General features: G+C 58.9%; 14 protein-coding genes and 1 pseudogene. 6 read left to right on the top strand and 9 right to left on the bottom strand.

What is annotated here, in order from left to right; all coding sequences use genetic code 11:
* Positions 1–204 precede the first annotated feature (204 nt).
* Both ABIB66_RS22100 and ABIB66_RS22095 read right to left on the bottom strand, forming a co-directional pair.
* On the bottom strand, positions 205–447 hold the full coding sequence (locus ABIB66_RS22100; RefSeq protein WP_275173821.1) for an acyl carrier protein: 243 nt from the start codon (positions 445–447) through the stop codon (positions 205–207).
* Positions 434–2,263, bottom strand: a complete 1,830-nt coding sequence (locus tag ABIB66_RS22095) for an HAD-IIIC family phosphatase (protein ID WP_354255594.1) — start codon at positions 2,261–2,263, stop codon at positions 434–436. The genes ABIB66_RS22100 and ABIB66_RS22095 overlap by 14 nt, the downstream gene beginning before the upstream one ends.
* A gap of 180 nt (positions 2,264–2,443) precedes the next feature.
* Between ABIB66_RS22095 and ABIB66_RS22090 the strand changes: the two genes are divergently transcribed.
* Positions 2,444–3,067 (top strand): GNAT family N-acetyltransferase, encoded by a 624-nt coding sequence (locus ABIB66_RS22090; RefSeq protein ID WP_275173825.1) that lies wholly within the window; start codon positions 2,444–2,446, stop codon positions 3,065–3,067.
* A 282-nt stretch (positions 3,068–3,349) separates the two neighbouring features.
* Positions 3,350–3,769, top strand: coding sequence for a VOC family protein (locus ABIB66_RS22085; protein WP_354255591.1), 420 nt, complete (start codon positions 3,350–3,352; stop codon positions 3,767–3,769).
* Here ABIB66_RS22085 and ABIB66_RS22080 read toward each other — a convergent pair.
* Positions 3,729–4,829, bottom strand: a complete 1,101-nt coding sequence (locus tag ABIB66_RS22080; protein WP_354255588.1) for a hypothetical protein — start codon at positions 4,827–4,829, stop codon at positions 3,729–3,731. The genes ABIB66_RS22085 and ABIB66_RS22080 overlap by 41 nt on opposite strands.
* 332 nt (positions 4,830–5,161) lie before the next feature.
* Between ABIB66_RS22080 and ABIB66_RS22075 the strand changes: the two genes are divergently transcribed.
* Positions 5,162–5,383, top strand: coding sequence for a hypothetical protein (locus tag ABIB66_RS22075; RefSeq protein ID WP_275173830.1), 222 nt, complete (start codon positions 5,162–5,164; stop codon positions 5,381–5,383).
* A gap of 61 nt (positions 5,384–5,444) precedes the next feature.
* Here the strand turns inward: ABIB66_RS22075 and ABIB66_RS22070 are convergent, their stop codons facing one another.
* Positions 5,445–5,786 (bottom strand): H-NS histone family protein, encoded by a 342-nt coding sequence (locus ABIB66_RS22070; RefSeq protein WP_275173832.1) that lies wholly within the window; start codon positions 5,784–5,786, stop codon positions 5,445–5,447.
* A gap of 597 nt (positions 5,787–6,383) precedes the next feature.
* Positions 6,384–6,773 carry a hypothetical protein gene (locus tag ABIB66_RS22065; protein WP_354255583.1) on the bottom strand — a complete coding sequence of 130 codons (390 nt, stop codon included), beginning with the start codon at positions 6,771–6,773 and terminating at the stop codon, positions 6,384–6,386.
* Here ABIB66_RS22065 and ABIB66_RS22060 point away from each other — a divergent pair.
* Complete coding sequence (locus tag ABIB66_RS22060) at positions 6,751–7,497, top strand: LuxR C-terminal-related transcriptional regulator (protein ID WP_354255580.1); 747 nt, start codon at positions 6,751–6,753, stop codon at positions 7,495–7,497. The two genes, ABIB66_RS22065 and ABIB66_RS22060, sit on opposite strands and share 23 nt — an antisense overlap.
* A gap of 12 nt (positions 7,498–7,509) precedes the next feature.
* On the opposite strand, the gene ABIB66_RS22055 is transcribed toward ABIB66_RS22060, so the two are convergent.
* Complete coding sequence (locus ABIB66_RS22055; protein ID WP_502918332.1) at positions 7,510–7,791, bottom strand: hypothetical protein; 282 nt, start codon at positions 7,789–7,791, stop codon at positions 7,510–7,512.
* Positions 7,792–8,110: 319 nt separating this feature from the next.
* Here ABIB66_RS22055 and ABIB66_RS43610 point away from each other — a divergent pair.
* A pseudogene (locus ABIB66_RS43610) lies at positions 8,111–8,365 on the top strand (hypothetical protein); the annotation flags it as partial.
* A gap of 810 nt (positions 8,366–9,175) precedes the next feature.
* The gene (locus ABIB66_RS22050; RefSeq protein ID WP_354255577.1) at positions 9,176–9,655 is read left to right on the top strand and encodes a phasin family protein; all 480 of its coding nucleotides are present in this window, start codon (positions 9,176–9,178) and stop codon (positions 9,653–9,655) included.
* A gap of 278 nt (positions 9,656–9,933) precedes the next feature.
* Here the strand turns inward: ABIB66_RS22050 and ABIB66_RS22045 are convergent, their stop codons facing one another.
* From ABIB66_RS22045 to ABIB66_RS22035, 3 genes are all read right to left on the bottom strand, one after another.
* A complete protein-coding gene (locus ABIB66_RS22045) occupies positions 9,934–10,725 on the bottom strand; it encodes a Crp/Fnr family transcriptional regulator (RefSeq protein ID WP_354255574.1) in 792 nt (263 codons plus the stop codon).
* Between the two features lie 1,325 nt (positions 10,726–12,050).
* Complete coding sequence (locus tag ABIB66_RS22040) at positions 12,051–13,766, bottom strand: alpha/beta hydrolase (protein ID WP_354255571.1); 1,716 nt, start codon at positions 13,764–13,766, stop codon at positions 12,051–12,053.
* 129 nt (positions 13,767–13,895) lie between these two features.
* Complete coding sequence (locus ABIB66_RS22035; protein WP_502918331.1) at positions 13,896–15,260, bottom strand: metal-dependent hydrolase family protein; 1,365 nt, start codon at positions 15,258–15,260, stop codon at positions 13,896–13,898.
* Positions 15,261–15,271: the final 11 nt, after the last annotated feature.

Below are 15,271 nucleotides of genomic sequence, written 5' to 3'. Positions count from 1 at the left end.
TGTGAAGCAACCCGCGTGTGCACGGATGTCAACTTCTCTTGAAGGGTGTGTTCGCTGTCGGCCTCCGCCGCATGAACGACGGCCTGGCGGGGCTTCGCGGGGAGAGTTTTGCGATGTGGTGCCGCGTACGCGAAAGATCGGGACGCGGGATGCCAAAACCGGGTGGCGCCGCGTATTCCCGCCTTCGCCTTCGACATCTAGCTTTTATGCCTCCATCCGTTTCGCGATCAGATCGGCGAATTCACCCAGAGTCCGCGCCGCCTCGACCTCGCCAACGCGGAATCGTACGCGAAACTTCTGCTCGACGGCGATGACGAGCGAGATCTGCATGAGCGAGTCCCACTCCTCGACGTCCGCCGCCGAGAGCTCGGGCTTGGCCGCGACCTTCTCGAGGAAGATGCCGTCGAATACCTCCTGCAATTTCGCCAGTACTTCAGCCTGCTTCATAAGCCCTCCGGGTTACGCGTATCTTTGTCGAACGCACCTGATACTTCCCCACCTCGAGCTCGAACTCTTTTCGGGCGGCGGAGTCTTCCGTACGCACGAAGCCAAACGCCTTGTAGATTCCGGCGACGATCCCGTTCTTGGCCGTCGGAAGATAAATGCCGCGCACTCTTGCGCAGCCGGCGACCTCTGCAAGCCGAAAAATCTCATTCATGATCTCGTCCTCGACCTGGCGCTTGAGCACGCGGCAGCTCATGAGCCAGGTGTCGAGCACGAGGACGCCGTCCTCGACCTTAGCAATGACCACGCAGATGAGCCCGGAATCACCGAACCGGTCTTCGAGCCGCATCGTGAAGCACCGGTAGTCCGGTCTGCTCATCAGCCCCTGGATATCGGTTTCGGATCGGCGAACCGTTGTCAGGTTGAACTGGTTGCTGCGCGCGATCAGCTGCGCAATGCGGGGCAGGTCGAGCGCGTCGAACTCCTTGATCGTGCCTCGCATCTCGAGCGAGGCGAGGTAGGCTGGCATGTCGGTCACGCTCGCCGCGAGCTCCGTACGTCGCCGTTCCTGGTTGTACTGCGCAGTCCGTCCGAGATCCTCCGCCGTGACGGTCCGCGGCTCGAAATGGCGTCCCGCCTGGAGGCGGCCGATGAATTCGGCGGGATCCGGCCCGAGGAGCACGCCTTGGACCTGAGGCTGAAACTGTCGCACAATCTCGATCTCCGCCGGGTTGTCATCGGCGAAGACAAAGCTGTCCACGCCAACGCGGAGTTCATCCGCGATCCGCTGCAGGTTGTCGGACTTCGGGTCCCAATTGGCTTTGAAGGCGGCGAAGTGCTCCAGCCGGAGAACCATCTCGGGATGCTTTTCGAATACCTCGATCGCGCGCGCATGGTCGTTCTTGCTGCACACCGCAAGGAGGACGCCGCGTTCGGAAAGCGAAAGGAGATACTTCTGGAAAGCCTTGAAAGCTTCGCCGCGGGGAGACGAGTCCCCAAGTTCGATTCCCTCGATACCGTCCTCCGCGATCACGCCGCCCCATAGCGTCTGATCGAGATCCAGCGCCAGCACCTTCTTAGGGCTTTGCTTACGGGAGGCGATCAGGTGGCCTAGCTCTTGCGCGACGTCCACTAGAAAATCAGGTGAGCCGGGCTGCTTCGATTCGTACCATGCTCGCGCATCCTCCGCGGCCGTGATCCCTCGGCGTGCCGAGAGGAACTCGACGTCGCAGATTTGCACCTCAGCTGGAGCCCGGAGCCCGAGCTCAAGGTTCACCGCCTTGCGGAAACTCCAATCGGCGCCAAGCGTGCGTGAACGAAACGAGCCGAGATCGAGGCCGCCGGGCAGCGCAAAATTTGCCAGTATCACTGCCGCACCTGAGCGTTCGATGAAAGTCTGCGCGAGGTTGAGGAGCTGCTCCGCGGCGCCGACCACAGCTTCGCGCTGATGTTGCACGGCGTCGAGGAGCGCGCCCGAAAAGCGGCAGTGGTTCGCGTTCGGCAGAATGAAGGCGAGGTCCGCCTTGAAGGCGTACAGCGGACTCGAGCCGTCGAGGACTTCTGAGACGAAATTATCGTACTCGCCAAGGAAGCGTTCGCACTCGATTCCACGAATGGCCAGGAGGTGTTCAACCAATTCGTGCAACGGATACAGATTGTAGCCGCCGATTAAGGCGAGGCGGAGTCTTGGCTGGACACTTTCAGTCGTATGTAGCTTCGCCTTCTTTCGAAGTGTCGACAGATAGAACATTTCGGAAAAGCTCGTGGCTTGCCGTGAGCGGGCGGCGAGATGCCCCCAGAACGCGGCATCGCCGGACACCGCTAAGGACTTGAGCTCGGCATCATTTACATGCCGGACCGGCAAGACAGGGACAGCAGCGAGAATGGCGAGCCTCCACCCAGGAAAGAAGCATCATTTTATCATCAGGAACATTAAATAATGCTAGTGCTCAGGTCAATTTAAATATATTCAATGTGTGAATTAGGGCGAAATAAATAAATGACGACGCATATGGAATTGGAGCCGCCGAGCTCGGGCACGCTTTCCGCCAAAGCTGAGAATCTCAAGCGGCCTCCCGAGGGAAACAACCTGGTCCTCCGAGAGGTCCGGCTGGAAGACTCCGCGCAAATCATCGCTTGGCGGAACGATCCCGTTCTCGGCAAATTCATGACTCGAGAAAAGCTGACCTTGACCCAGCAGGAAGAGTTTTTCCGAAACTACCAGGCTAGGGCGGACGACTACTATTTCATTGCGGAGTTCAAGCGCTCGAGAAAACCGGCTGCCAGCATCGCCCTTGCGAACCTGGATTTCGCGGCAAAACGCGGCGAGGTGGCGCGGTTGATCGTCGATCCGGGTGCGCGCCTCTTTCTGGCCGAGATCTTCGATCTCCTTTTCGCGTTCGCATTCGTGCAGTTAGGGCTTTCGGTCGTCGTGGCCAACGTGCAAAGCAAGAACGAGTCCGCGAAGAGCTTCCATACTCGACTTGGCTTCCAAATCGAAAAGATTTCGCCGAAGGCTTGGTGGAACGGCGACGACGTGATTACGTTTCGGATGTCGCGCGAAGATTATCCGCAGTTAAAGCAGGCCTGGTCGGCGCTGCTTCTTGATGCGCGGGAAGGTTAACTGCCTCTAGCAACGGGCCAGAGCAGCGGAAGCAGCGCATCGAGCTTCTGGAGGCGTCGGATTTCACGCTGGAAATTGGGCTCGGGGACCCATCGCCCGTGCGTAAATCACGGACCCTTTGCTCCCTCCCATCTGCGGGGCGCCCGACCGAAATTCGTATTATTTACTCGCTCGCGAAGACCTCTACAGTCCCGATATTCTAACCTTACCAAGGCGTCTTTTTTCCCCGCCCCGCAGGACGCACCCGTCTCCTTGCGCTCGCAAGGGAAGGAGGAATAGCAGATGGATTTGCATTTTCATCATTTGGGAATGGCGTGCCGAAACATCGCGGCGGAGTTGCCGGAACTCGCGATAGTGGGCTACAATCCTGAAGGCCCTATAATCGAGGACCCGATCCAGCAGGTTAGGATCCAGTTCGTGTCAGGCGGCGGTCCGCGCCTCGAACTCATTGAGCCCGCCGACGCACAATCGCCGGTGCAAGGCATCCTGAAGCGCGGCGGCAAATTCTATCATCTTGCATACGAAGTGGGTCGGTTCGACGACGCAATCGCTTACTTCAGGGAGCGGCAGTATCTTCCCGTATCGTCACCCGCGCCCGCGGTCGCGTTCGACATGCGTCGTATAGTGTTTCTCGCCTCCGCGACGCGCACACTCATCGAACTCATCGAGGCAAGGACGGGGTGTGAATCGGCGAAAGCTTGATCAGGGGCTCAGTAACGATTTGCGCGAATCCGTCAGTCGAAATAGGTCTACTGCGCCGAACGCACTCGGCAGCGCGCAGGCCGCCTGCCTGCAGTCTCACGATCGGTTCAGGGCCAATCTCCGACAGGAGAATGCCCATGTGCCCCAATGCGGGAGGCGCTGTTGGCCAAACGGCCAATCCATTTGCTGACAATACGGTTCGATCCATATCGCCCCAAAATTGCACGATAACCCCGCCGGCGGGCGCGCAAGCAGCGAGGTGCGTTGCTTCCGGCGAACCGATACGAGGCTGAGCCGCCGGTCGCAGCGCGACGATGATTGCGTCCCACTCGTCGCGATACACAGCTTGAACGCTGTCAAAGGTTTCCACGCTCGCTCCAGAGTTCGCGAGACCGGCGCGGAGCGAGCCAACAAAGTCATTGTCACACAGCACACCAATGCGATTCTTGTAAACGGGTAAACCGCAATCGTGAAGTTGCTTTACGCTCAGTGGACCGAGAAACGAGAAGACATCGACTGCCGGGTGGCGTTCGTTCACGCCGACAATCGGAATTCCGCGCCGCAAGCACGCTTGCATGTCGAGGTCGCTGGCGCGAAATTCCCAAGCCTCAAACATCAGGGCGATAACGGCCTCCTTTGATAACTTATCGATTAGCGCACCGGTAAGAGGCCGAAGATGGCCGCTGTTGGTTATAATATCCGTTTGATTCAGAATACCCGGGGTGATCTGCTCCAAAACGTCGATGCGATCGGCCACACCGACCGAATCTGCAAGCTCCAGAGTCTGTCGCCTGGCATCGCCCGGTGTGCCGTGCCGCGTAGGTTTCGTGAAGGCATAGACGTGCCTGGCTCCAGCCATCGCTGCCAGCACGGCCGTCACGGCATATGCGCCGGTCGCGGCCTCAGTGAGAACCGTTAATTCCGACAGGTCTAAGAGCGTTTCCGTCAGCGCTCGGCTCATCAAGGCTCCCAGACGCGGCAGCGAGAATCCTGGTCGCAAAGCCGTGTCGAAGCCAGACCGCAATTGCCCGAATGCTGCTCCGGTCCCGGTTCCGGTCATGAACTGACTTTCGTTTTTACACTTGGCGAGAGTAATGCTTTGTGCGCTGCATACGTAGTCGAGCTACCCTGAGCTCGTTGTGCGCCGAAAGGATTTTATTGGCGAAGGTTGCTTCCGAGCTAATTAATGTATTTATAACTATATTATTGCCGATTAATGTCAATGACGACCGCTGGGCCCGAGACGGTGCGGCAATGTAGCCTCATAGCTAGTAATGGCCGGTGAGCATTATGCCGTGACTGCGCGTCGGCATTTGAAATTCTGAATCAAAAAGTTAACTTATGTCCATTCTGCCCTATTTTCACCTCAGCGACGATTGGAGGAGGGCACTGATGACCCACCTCGACGCCGACGGCGAAGGCCGTCGTGCGTTCTTGAAAAGCTGCGGAAAATTTGCTGCCGTTACCCCTCCAGCCATGACGCTGTTGCTGTCTACCTCTCTGACTTCAGCCGCCATAGCCAGTTCAGGCGGCCATATTGTGCATGGCAACAGTGGCTACGGCAACGGCGGCGGTGACGGCAGTCCTAACAATAAAGAGGATCGCGATCGCTAGATTTCGTGGTCCATGGACGGCCGCGCCGTCGCGGTGTGTACGGCGTCGGGCCGGGCCGTGCTCAACCGGTCCGGCGGCGCTTGTGGATGGACGAGCGGTTAATCAACAAATCGTTCAGCTTCTTGCCGGCTCGGAGCTGCGCCTTCAGCCAGCGGGGTTGCTTGCCACGACCGGACCAGGTCTCGGACGGGTTTTTCGGATTTTGATACTTCGGCAGCACTGGCGGGTAGGGGCGGCGCGCGCGTTCCTCGTTGGGGGTCCCGGAAGTTCCCTCGATCCTGCGAAGCCGCTCTTCGAGCTTGGCTTTTTCCGCAATCATTCTCCGACTAAGAACAGCCGTCACCTCATCGTAAAGCCGCCACAGCTCGGCTGTGGCCGTGGATGCCCACTCGTCGTTCCCCATGGAAGCCGTCCCCACTACTTCCGATTTGAAATAGGAGGGGGGCTTATCAGGTCAAAGCCCCGTCGGGCAAGCCTGATCGGCCCGCGCACAGGACTCTAGTGTGCAGTGCGGTGCTTCTGGCGCTACCAGCCGGGCCTGTGCCTTCGACCGGCCGGTCGCCTCCCGGCCGGTCTCCGCCGGCGGACCCTTCGCATCGGGCCGAGCAGGCGCTGCTCGGCCATCGACACGCGACTACGTAAATTCTGCAATTCGGTGAATTGAACGATCAGAGATTCATGCGTTTGCCGCAAAACAGCCGAAGAATACATATGACCACCTACTCGTTACCAGCGATGACCCGTGACCCCAGATTGAAGTTTGCCGGGTTGGCGAAAATGTCGCCCGAACTTTGCTGACCAGGTTTTCATCGGTGCTACTGCCGAAGCAGAACCGTTGTCGTTCGAGACGTCTGATTAATGGTTGAAAAACTTCCATTCCTCATATTGTTGGATGAATAGTATTACTTTTTGGCCTCCTCTTCGTGTTATGGGTCGAGGCTTTTCAGCTGCCTCGCTCCGGTCAAGTTTGTCGAATGTTAGATTTGAATCATGAATGTGACTATATATCGTTCGTAATAAGTGGTCGGCGATGAGCTTGATCGCGGTTAACCAATCCTGACAAGGCAGCCACATACTGGACCGCCAGATCTGCGGGAGAGTTTTGCAGATCGTAGCCAGCTGAGAAGGCGCTGTTTTGTAGATGAATTCGCTGCTTCGGATTTTCCATGGAGGACCGGAATCCTACGGTGCTGCACGCATTCTCAAAGCGAGTTACAGTGGTGTGGCCATCATGCGTTGCCGATGCGCCGTGACGAATTGACAGTGCGGCGTTTTGGCAGACGGATTGGTTGTGCTTCCCGCGTGTCTTGAGGTGAATGCAGGAATAAAAACTGCCGCGCGGGGTATCAGGAATAGGCAGGGGAAGCATGCGCCGCATCAGAGTCGTCATCGCGGATCGGCACCCGATCGTGTTGCAGGGGATCAGCAGCGTCCTTGCGGCGCAGCGCGATTTTGCGATCGTGGCCGCCTGCGGCGATACTGCAAGCTGCATTGGGGCCATCCGACTTCTGGTGCCCGACATTGCACTGGTCGATATTGCAATGCCCAGTATCAGTCGACCGGACATTCTGGCTATCGCAAACACCGCTGGCCAAGGTACCCGGGTCATTTTCTTCGCTGAAAAGGCCGGCGATCAACGGTTGCAGACGCTGGCCGCGGGCCGCGCCTGCCTCGTCCTCACGAGAGATGCTGAGCCGGAGATGCTGGTCGCGACCCTAAGGAGGGTTGCGGAACGCCAGGGACCAGCATCGCGGTCGCCGTGCACAGGTGGCGAGGTCCGTGGGGAGTCTCACACCGGTGAGGAAAAGGCTCCGACGCAGCTGACCGACCGGGAGCGGCAGATCATGAGACTTGTATCGGAGGGGCTGTCGAACAAGGAGATTGGGCGTTTCCTGAACATTACCGATGGTACGATCAAAGTCCACCTTCACCACATCTTCCAGAAGCTCGATATCAGCAATCGAACAGTTCTCGCGGCATTTGCAATTTCGCAAAACGGGCAACATGCGGCCGCACGTGAACTCGCCCCTTCCGGCCTACTACAGCAGGATTCGGCGGTTCGAAACGACGAGGACGTCAAGCGCGGCAATGTCCTTCCGGAACGTACGCGTTAGCTGGACATCGCATCATGCTGGGCGGTGAGCATCGGTTGCGGCGCGCAGATGCTCGGCCATGTTGCGGCAGGCTCCTTCGGCCTCAGCCAATGTTCGGAAGGGCGACCCGCTGATCTTGATCGCGCCATTGTTCTCGTAGAGTGGTCGCCAACTCGCCAAGTACCCGGAGCGTCCGTGAAAGCCTGGACCGGTAGGGCTCTCCAGGCTGATCACAAACGAGAAGCCATCGCCGCTCGCGCTCCAGATCTCCATGTTCTCGATGGGCCGGTGAAATTGCAGTGGCATGGCCATCATCCGTCGTGCGCTGCCCTTAACCAAGTTAAATCAGATATATGCATATTAATGTTATTTGAGACTCCAGATTGGGGCTCCGGCGCCGGGGGTAGCAAGCCCAAGGCCATGGAAATGCTGGCAATCTGCCGGTGGCGCACGCTTCGCAATCTCCACCTTTCAAACAAAAGTTTTGGTTGAAAGTCTATTTAATATATAATACGAACGAATGAAAGCGATTTAAATCGAGGGGCGCATCGTGACCCAAGGTGGCAATGAAGATGACGACCGGCGGGCGTTCCTGAAAACTTGCGGAAGATTCGCGGCCGTGACACCGCCCGTCATGACGCTGCTGCTGTCGACATCGCTGACTTCGACGGCCATTGCGCGTTCAGGCGGACAGAACGGAGCAACGCATGGCGACGACAGGGGCCAGTCGTTCTTCGACAACGATCGCCCATCCTCTGCAGTGTCGGGGTCCTCTGGCAGCGGGGCACCTGGAGGCGGTGGCGGACCTGGGGGGCGGCGTGGTGGGGCATCTGTTGCTGGAGGGCCATCCGGTGGTGGCGGCGGATCCGGCGGAGCGGCCGGTGGCAAAGGACCTTTCGCGACGGGAGGGAACTCCGGAAATCCAACCGCATATGGAGGGGTCGATTGTGCAGATGAAGACGACGAGCGGAGCCACAATCCCGAGTGCGAGCGAGCCGCCACTCGACTTTCGAGCGCAACCCGCTCCGAGCATTAAAAACAGCTCGACCTGCTGTTATCGCATGCTGAGCAGCCTGGCCCAATGGAGCGTGCCGCGCGCCTGGGCACATGAGTACTCTCTTAACGCGCCGCCGCATCGTTATCGGCGACGCAGCACGCCGAATGCTAGTCGCGTTTTCCTGTGATTGCATATTTTTTTGCCCACCGTCGAAGCCGGCGGAATTTTCGCGGACATATTGCAAGGAGACCTCACATGAAAATCTGCGCTCGAGTGGACAACCCCGCTGCTGTTCTTCGCCAGCGTCTCGAAGCGCTTGCCTCCCAACTCGCAGAACTTGAGAGTCTCAGGGACCGGGTGGATCGAGAAGAGAACCATCAGCGCGAGCTGCGCCGGTCGCGCTATCTCGGACGGCGCGCGAGCTCAGAGTGCACCCGAGCGGCCGCTGCAACGTCGCAGATTTAAAGCTTATGCCTGCTCCGCCTGGTCGCAACCCATCAAATTATTTCAGCGAGAGTCCGAAAGCGAACCGATGGTTCGAATTTAATCGATGATATTCGGCTTCGGCAGGGGGCGAGCGGTTCATCCGCAGCAGCCTCCCGTCACGCCGAGAACAGGGGCGCTGGTTTCCTGGCGCAGTACGTGCCGGGAGCGGGGAGTCTTCAATCCATTAACTAGTTTCGCTTGAAAGGATGAAAGCTCGTGAATGATGCCGATGTGAAAGTCGAAACGCAGGCCGATGCGGTGAATGAGAACACGAATGGTGCAAACCCAAGGTTCGATTTGCCGTTTTTGAATTTCCAGGAACTCCTCCGTGGCTTCGTCGAGGGCGCCGCACAGACCAAGAAAAATATCGCGAGCATGAAGGCGACTTCCGAGGAGATCAGCGACATTCTCCGTGAAGCCTGCTCTATGAACGCCAGAGGGGCCGTCGATTACGGCGCCAAGGTCATCGAGATTTCGAAAGACAATATCAGCGCCACCCTGGAGTTCTTATCCCGGCTCGCTGAGACCAGATCGCTGCTGGATATCGTGCATCTTTCGACCGCCCGAAGCCGCGAGGCTTTCGAAGTCGTTTCCGCACAGAATCGGGAGCTTTGGGATCTCGCGCAAAAAGTTGCGATCGAGACGACCGAGCCCATCAAGGCCAACTTCAACAGAGTGCTGCACAAGACCGTCTGAACCGAGGCTACCGGCCGCGCGGATCGGCTGGAGGGCGTCTCCGCGACGAGGGACGCTCGGTCCAGTCGATGGCGGACCAGCGTGCCCAGAGTCCGCAACTAGTTGCAGGAAATCAAGATGGGTGTGGTGATGATCAAGTGCCCGGAAACGGGCGACGCTATTTCGACGGGTATCGAAATTGATCGCGAAAGGTTTCGCTGCAGCGCGGTATTCTTTTCGCGCACCTATTGCCGGGTCTGCGCGGCTACACACGAGTGGTTCGCGCGAGAGGCCTGGGTCTACGAGCCTGCCCTGGATAGTCGGTTGCCGGGCGGCTGGCACGCGTCTCGCGCCGGCGCGGCGTGAAGAAGTCCTGCTCCGCCACGCGAAATTATCCGATCGATCCTGCGGCTCATCACCTTGTAGCACTCGCACGCCACGGCTTCGAGCCGCGGCCGGTCAATCTCGAGCTGACCGCGGCGGTTGGATTTCAACGCTCTTGACGCGCGCAACGCCCTCACAACATGCGTGACGGTGGTGCGCCGGACGCCCAGTAGCTCCGACATAGTTTCCTGCGTCAAAGGGAGGGGGGTGCTGCCATTCGCCCGGTCGTGAATTTGAAGCAGCCAGCAGGCCATCCGGGCTTCGACGGAATGTAGTGCATTGCAAGCCGCGACGTGCTGAACCTGTGTCAGCAGCGATCTCGTGAAAATCTGCACCATGGATGCGATCGCGGGGCTGCGACCCAGAGCTGACAAAAATTGCGCCGCCGGAATCTGCAGCACGGGCCCTGGTACGCGAACCACCACCGTCACGGGTGAGTGGGATGTGCCAAGCGCCGACGTCAGGCCGATCGCACCTTCATGACCGATCACCGCTACGGCGACACTCTGACCGTTCGGCAACTCCACGATAAACGTAACCGCACCGCCACAGGGGAAGAGAAGGTGGTCGATCCGATCACCCGATCGGATCGGTACGGCGTCGCGTTCGAGCACGATTTTCCGCAGGTGAGGCGCAAGCAAAGCGAAATCTGCCGGCGGCAACGCTGCTAACAATCGATTACCAACTCTGGTCGCGTGGTCCATCATGGGATTCGTCCCCCACGGATGTCCGGCGCTAGGCCTCGTGCCGGCTGGTGCCCAGCTGTTTGCAAAACTCAACAGGAGTTCAACCGGTTACGCCAGATATGGTTCCCATTGTGGAGGTGTGCCTGTCCGACGGCACTGCAAAGCACAATCAGCCGGCTAACTGGAGTTCGGCAGGCTCGCGGACATCTCAGCTGATCCCTGCCAAGCCTATCGTTTGTTCGTCTTCCGGGAATAGGAAAGTGTCATGGAAGGACTTATGCGATGGATGCCAATTTCGATATGCTCAGGGGCGACCGCCTAATCATTGGTCGTTCCTAATTCGTGGCTGACTCTTAATCAGCGGTTCTGTCGGAACGTGAATTTTACGTCGACGCACCGGCCTGCGTGGACCGCGTAAGAACGGCGGCTACTGCCGGGCCATCAAGGCGCGAGGTCGGGAGTTAAGCTGCCCTGCGGTAAGAGAACAGCGCCTCCATGGTAGTGTGTTTAGCCATGTAGCGGTCTCCCGGCTCGAACCTCGACGCATGTCAATGCGACTGATCCGCCGTCGACGGTAAAACCGCTGAGGCGATTGCGATTCCAGCCGAACCAAACCGGCTCTAAAAAGATCGTCAAGGGATATTGACCGCCTCCAATCGGCCTCTGTAGGTGGGCGTGGAATGTGGTGTGCGACGAATGTCCATCTACGGCCGGATAAGCGCAACAGTGCGACCGATAAGCCATTGATTGTATTTGACCGGTGGCTGACTCTTAATCAGCGGGTCCCAGGTTCGAGCCCTGGTGCGCCCACCAAATCAATGCCTTAGCCAGCAAGGCCGTTTGAGCATCTGATTTTTCAAACGGTCTTCTTTAGCCCACGGCCAACAGCACCCGATAAAGAGGGGCGTCATTCGGACGCCTCAGCAGCTGCTGACTCCTGATTGACTGTCGGCGGATGGCACGACACGAGTGGCGCGGCGGCTTGTCCAGTGATGGATTGGAGCGAGAGTTCAGTGTTTTCAATTTGTTAATTGGTGTCGTGTGCACGGCGTGTGCACCGGGACATCAAACAAGATCTCACTAAAGGCAGCGGAGCCAGGCGCAAGAGAAGCGGATGTGTGCGCCACTGCAGAACGGCTGGCAGGCGATGCAGATCGAAGGTGTGGTTGACCAGAAAACCCAACCCGCCTGCACGACAGCTTGAACGATCAGCGAAGAATTCCTCGCACTCGCCGATATCGTTGACAAAGCTGAGGTCAACTTGATCTTGTCGAAGTGAAAAACGGTACAGATGGCCGAGTGACCAATTCTCGGTGCCGAAGCATTGAGCGCAACGCAAGCGGCCATTATCCTCCCCTGTCGGAGTAGGGATTATCGCCGCTGGCGCCGGCAGAGACGTTCGCAGCCTTTCCGAGATGAATCTTAAGTCTTCCAAGTGCCTCGCCCGACCAATTTCGGAGATTGGCCAGGGCAACCCATGCATCGACATAGTGTTCTGGCGCGTAGACATGGCCATAACCGAGTGGCGTGCCCGTTGCGACCGCCATATCAACGGCGATCTGCAGCATAGTCACGACCGGATACCATCGCAGTTCGGCTGAAACGTCCGGACCCCGCGGTGCATTGATCCAGGTCGGGCGCTGGTAGGCATAGTGATAGTCAAAGAACACGATCGGGTCACTTGCATATTGAAGGAAGACGACGCGCATCGGCCCCCACGGCGTACTGGGGGCGACCGTCGGCCCGTTCTGGTTCATAAACCGCACGAAGCGGCCGTCACGAAATTCCGGCAGCCAGGCAGGAGAGGCGGCATTGCGGTTCGCGGTGATCGAGCGCCAGATCCGACTCGTAAAAGGTGAGCCGCTCCAGAGAGCCCCAGCGATCGGATCGCCGATCGTCTCGAACAACTCAGCGGAGTCTTGCGAGTTCATGGCGCCGAGGCTAAGGCCATGCAGATATAATCTTGGCCGGCGTTCCTTCGGCAGCGTCGTCCAGTGCCCATAAATCACGGCAAACAGGGCACGTGCGGCTTCCGCGCCGTATTCCGGTTGAAACAGCAGGGACAAGGGACTGTTGAGATAGGAATACTGCACGGCAACGCTGGCAACGTCGCCATCGGCGAGATACTCGATCGTATCCATTGCAGCCGGGTCGATCCAGCCGGTTCCCGTCGGAGTAACGACGATGAGCACGGACCGCTCAAAGCCTCCCTGGCGCTTGAGCTCGCCAAGCGCCAATTCCGCGCGCCCACGCGCGGTGTCTGCGCCGCGCAATCCCACGTAGACGCGGAGCGGATTCCGGGCGGGACGGCCGGTGAATGCGGCGATCTGCGCGGCGGTCGGTCCGGAAGCCACGAACTCCCGTCCGGCACGGCCGAGCTCATTCCATTTCACCAGCGACGCTGCACTCCCCGTTCTGGTGGCTTCGCCCGGCTGAGGTCGCTCCGGTTCAAATAGGGCGTCAAATTCCCGGAACGAAGAATCCAACGCGCTAAAGGCGGCGCGGATAAGCAGATTGGTGGCGGTCGACCAGATCAGCAGGACGGCCACGAGAAGGCCGACGAAGTTCGCGATCTTCCTAGGAACGAACCGCCGGATCCGGCCGGAGACAAAACTGGTTACCAGCTTGAACGATTTCGCCAGCCAAAACAGTGCGAAAAACGTGATGAGCGCGATCACGGAGACTTTGGCGGGATGGGCGGTTTCAACCAGCTCCATGTTCATGGCGCTACGGATCGAATTCTGCCATTCCACCGCCCGCCAGAGAAACAAGATGACCGTGACGAAGCAGCCGACCGCAACCGCCACGTTGGCCGCCGATCGGATTCGTGGCGATGGCTCGGGAAGTTCGAGATAGCGCCATAGCCAGCGCCAGAGCACGCCCAGCTCGTAACCGATCGCAAAGCAGGTGCCGGCAAGGACTCCCTGGATTAAATAGCTTCTTGGGACGAGCGTCGGCGTAAGCGCGGCTGCGAAGAACAATGCTCCCAACGCCAATCCAACACCTGAGAGAGATGCCACGTACCGCCAGACAATCTGCGCGGGACTCTTGACGATGTTCATTTGGCCCCTCTCTCCGATGCGGGCTTGTGATCGGGAAGCCCACAGCGGCAATTGAACCTGCGGACGTGAATTGCGGGTGCGAGCAAAGCCGGCAGCGCGCGCGAAACATCCCGCCCAGTCAGGAGAGGGTCATTTCGGACCAACGTCCTTATAGATGATGCCATCCTTCATGATGACCAAGATTTTATTCTCCGGATCCGCGATGAGGCGAATGTCGTCCAGGGGATTGCCGTCCACGAGAAGGAGATCCGCCAACGCGCCTTCTTCGACCACTCCGAGCTTGCCGGGATAGGGGTTGCGCGCGCCGGAGAGCGCCAGCAACTCTCCGTTTGCCGAAGTCGCCATTGCCAATGCTTCCGCCGGAGTGAACCAACGTGTGAGATCCACGATACCCTGACCCTGATGCTCAGCCAACGCCTTGGAGAAGAGAATATCAGTCCCGAAGGCCGTCTTGATCTTGTATTTTTTGACAAACCCGTACGTGGTGTCGGTGCCCGCAACCACTTGGCGCATCTGCGCTTGTTGCGCGGCAGGAAGCATGGCTGCGCCGCCAAGGTCCACGAAGGGCTGTGTGCTCAGCCAGATCTTCTCCTCCGCAAGGAGACGTGCGGTCGGCTCATCCATCAAATGACCATGCTCGATCACCTTGACGCCTGCAGCAACGGAGCGTCGAATCGCGTTTGGCGTATAGGCGTGCGTCGCCACATAGGTTCCCCAATCGGTAGCTGCTTCGACGGCGGCCCTCAGCTCAGCCTCACTGAAGGTGGTCACATCGAGTGGACTGAAAGGCGAGGCAACGCCGCCGCCTGCCGTCAGCTTGATCTGCGATGCGCCCTGCATGAGCTGTTCGCGCGTGCGCTTGCGAACCTCGTCGGGACTATCCGCGATCATGCTTCCACCAAGCTGCTCGACGCGGCTCGTTCCGCCGAGACTTTGCGGCAGCTCCCAGAGCTCACGGAAGTCGCCGTGGCCGCCGGTGACTGTAATGACGGCCCCCGACGGATAGATGCGAGGGCCTGCAACGACCCCCTCATCGATGGCGCGCTTCAGCGCGAAAGCTGGGCCGCCCATGTCCCTGACGGTGGTGAACCCGCGCATCAGCGTAGCAGTGGCTTCCGCGCCCGCGAGCAGCATCGTGTAACCCAAGTCGCTTGAAAGCATTTGAGCAGGGGCTGGACGAACCATCGTCGCATGCCAATGCATGTCGCTGAGCCCGGGCATCAGCACGCGTCCGCCGCCTGCCACAGTGCGGGTGTCCGGGGAACGATCGACCGGAATGGGAGCGATCGCAATACGCTCGATTGTGTTGCCTCGGATGAGGACATTCGACGGAGCGGAGAGGGTCTGGTTCTTGCCGTCGAAAATGCGCACGTTCTCAAAAACCGTCACGGCAGCGCGCTCCTGCGCCAGCCCAGGACCGAGAGCGGCGCATGACGCAAGAATGGCCGCCATGCGCGCGGCTTTTTGCATCCGCACAACGACTTTGGAGAGCATGTCGTTACCTC

The organism is Bradyrhizobium sp. F1.13.3 (assembly GCF_040548265.1).
Lineage (GTDB): Bacteria > Pseudomonadota > Alphaproteobacteria > Rhizobiales > Xanthobacteraceae > Bradyrhizobium.
The sequence above is the reverse complement of the archived record's forward strand: the minus strand, read 5'-3'. Positions and strand labels throughout refer to the sequence as shown.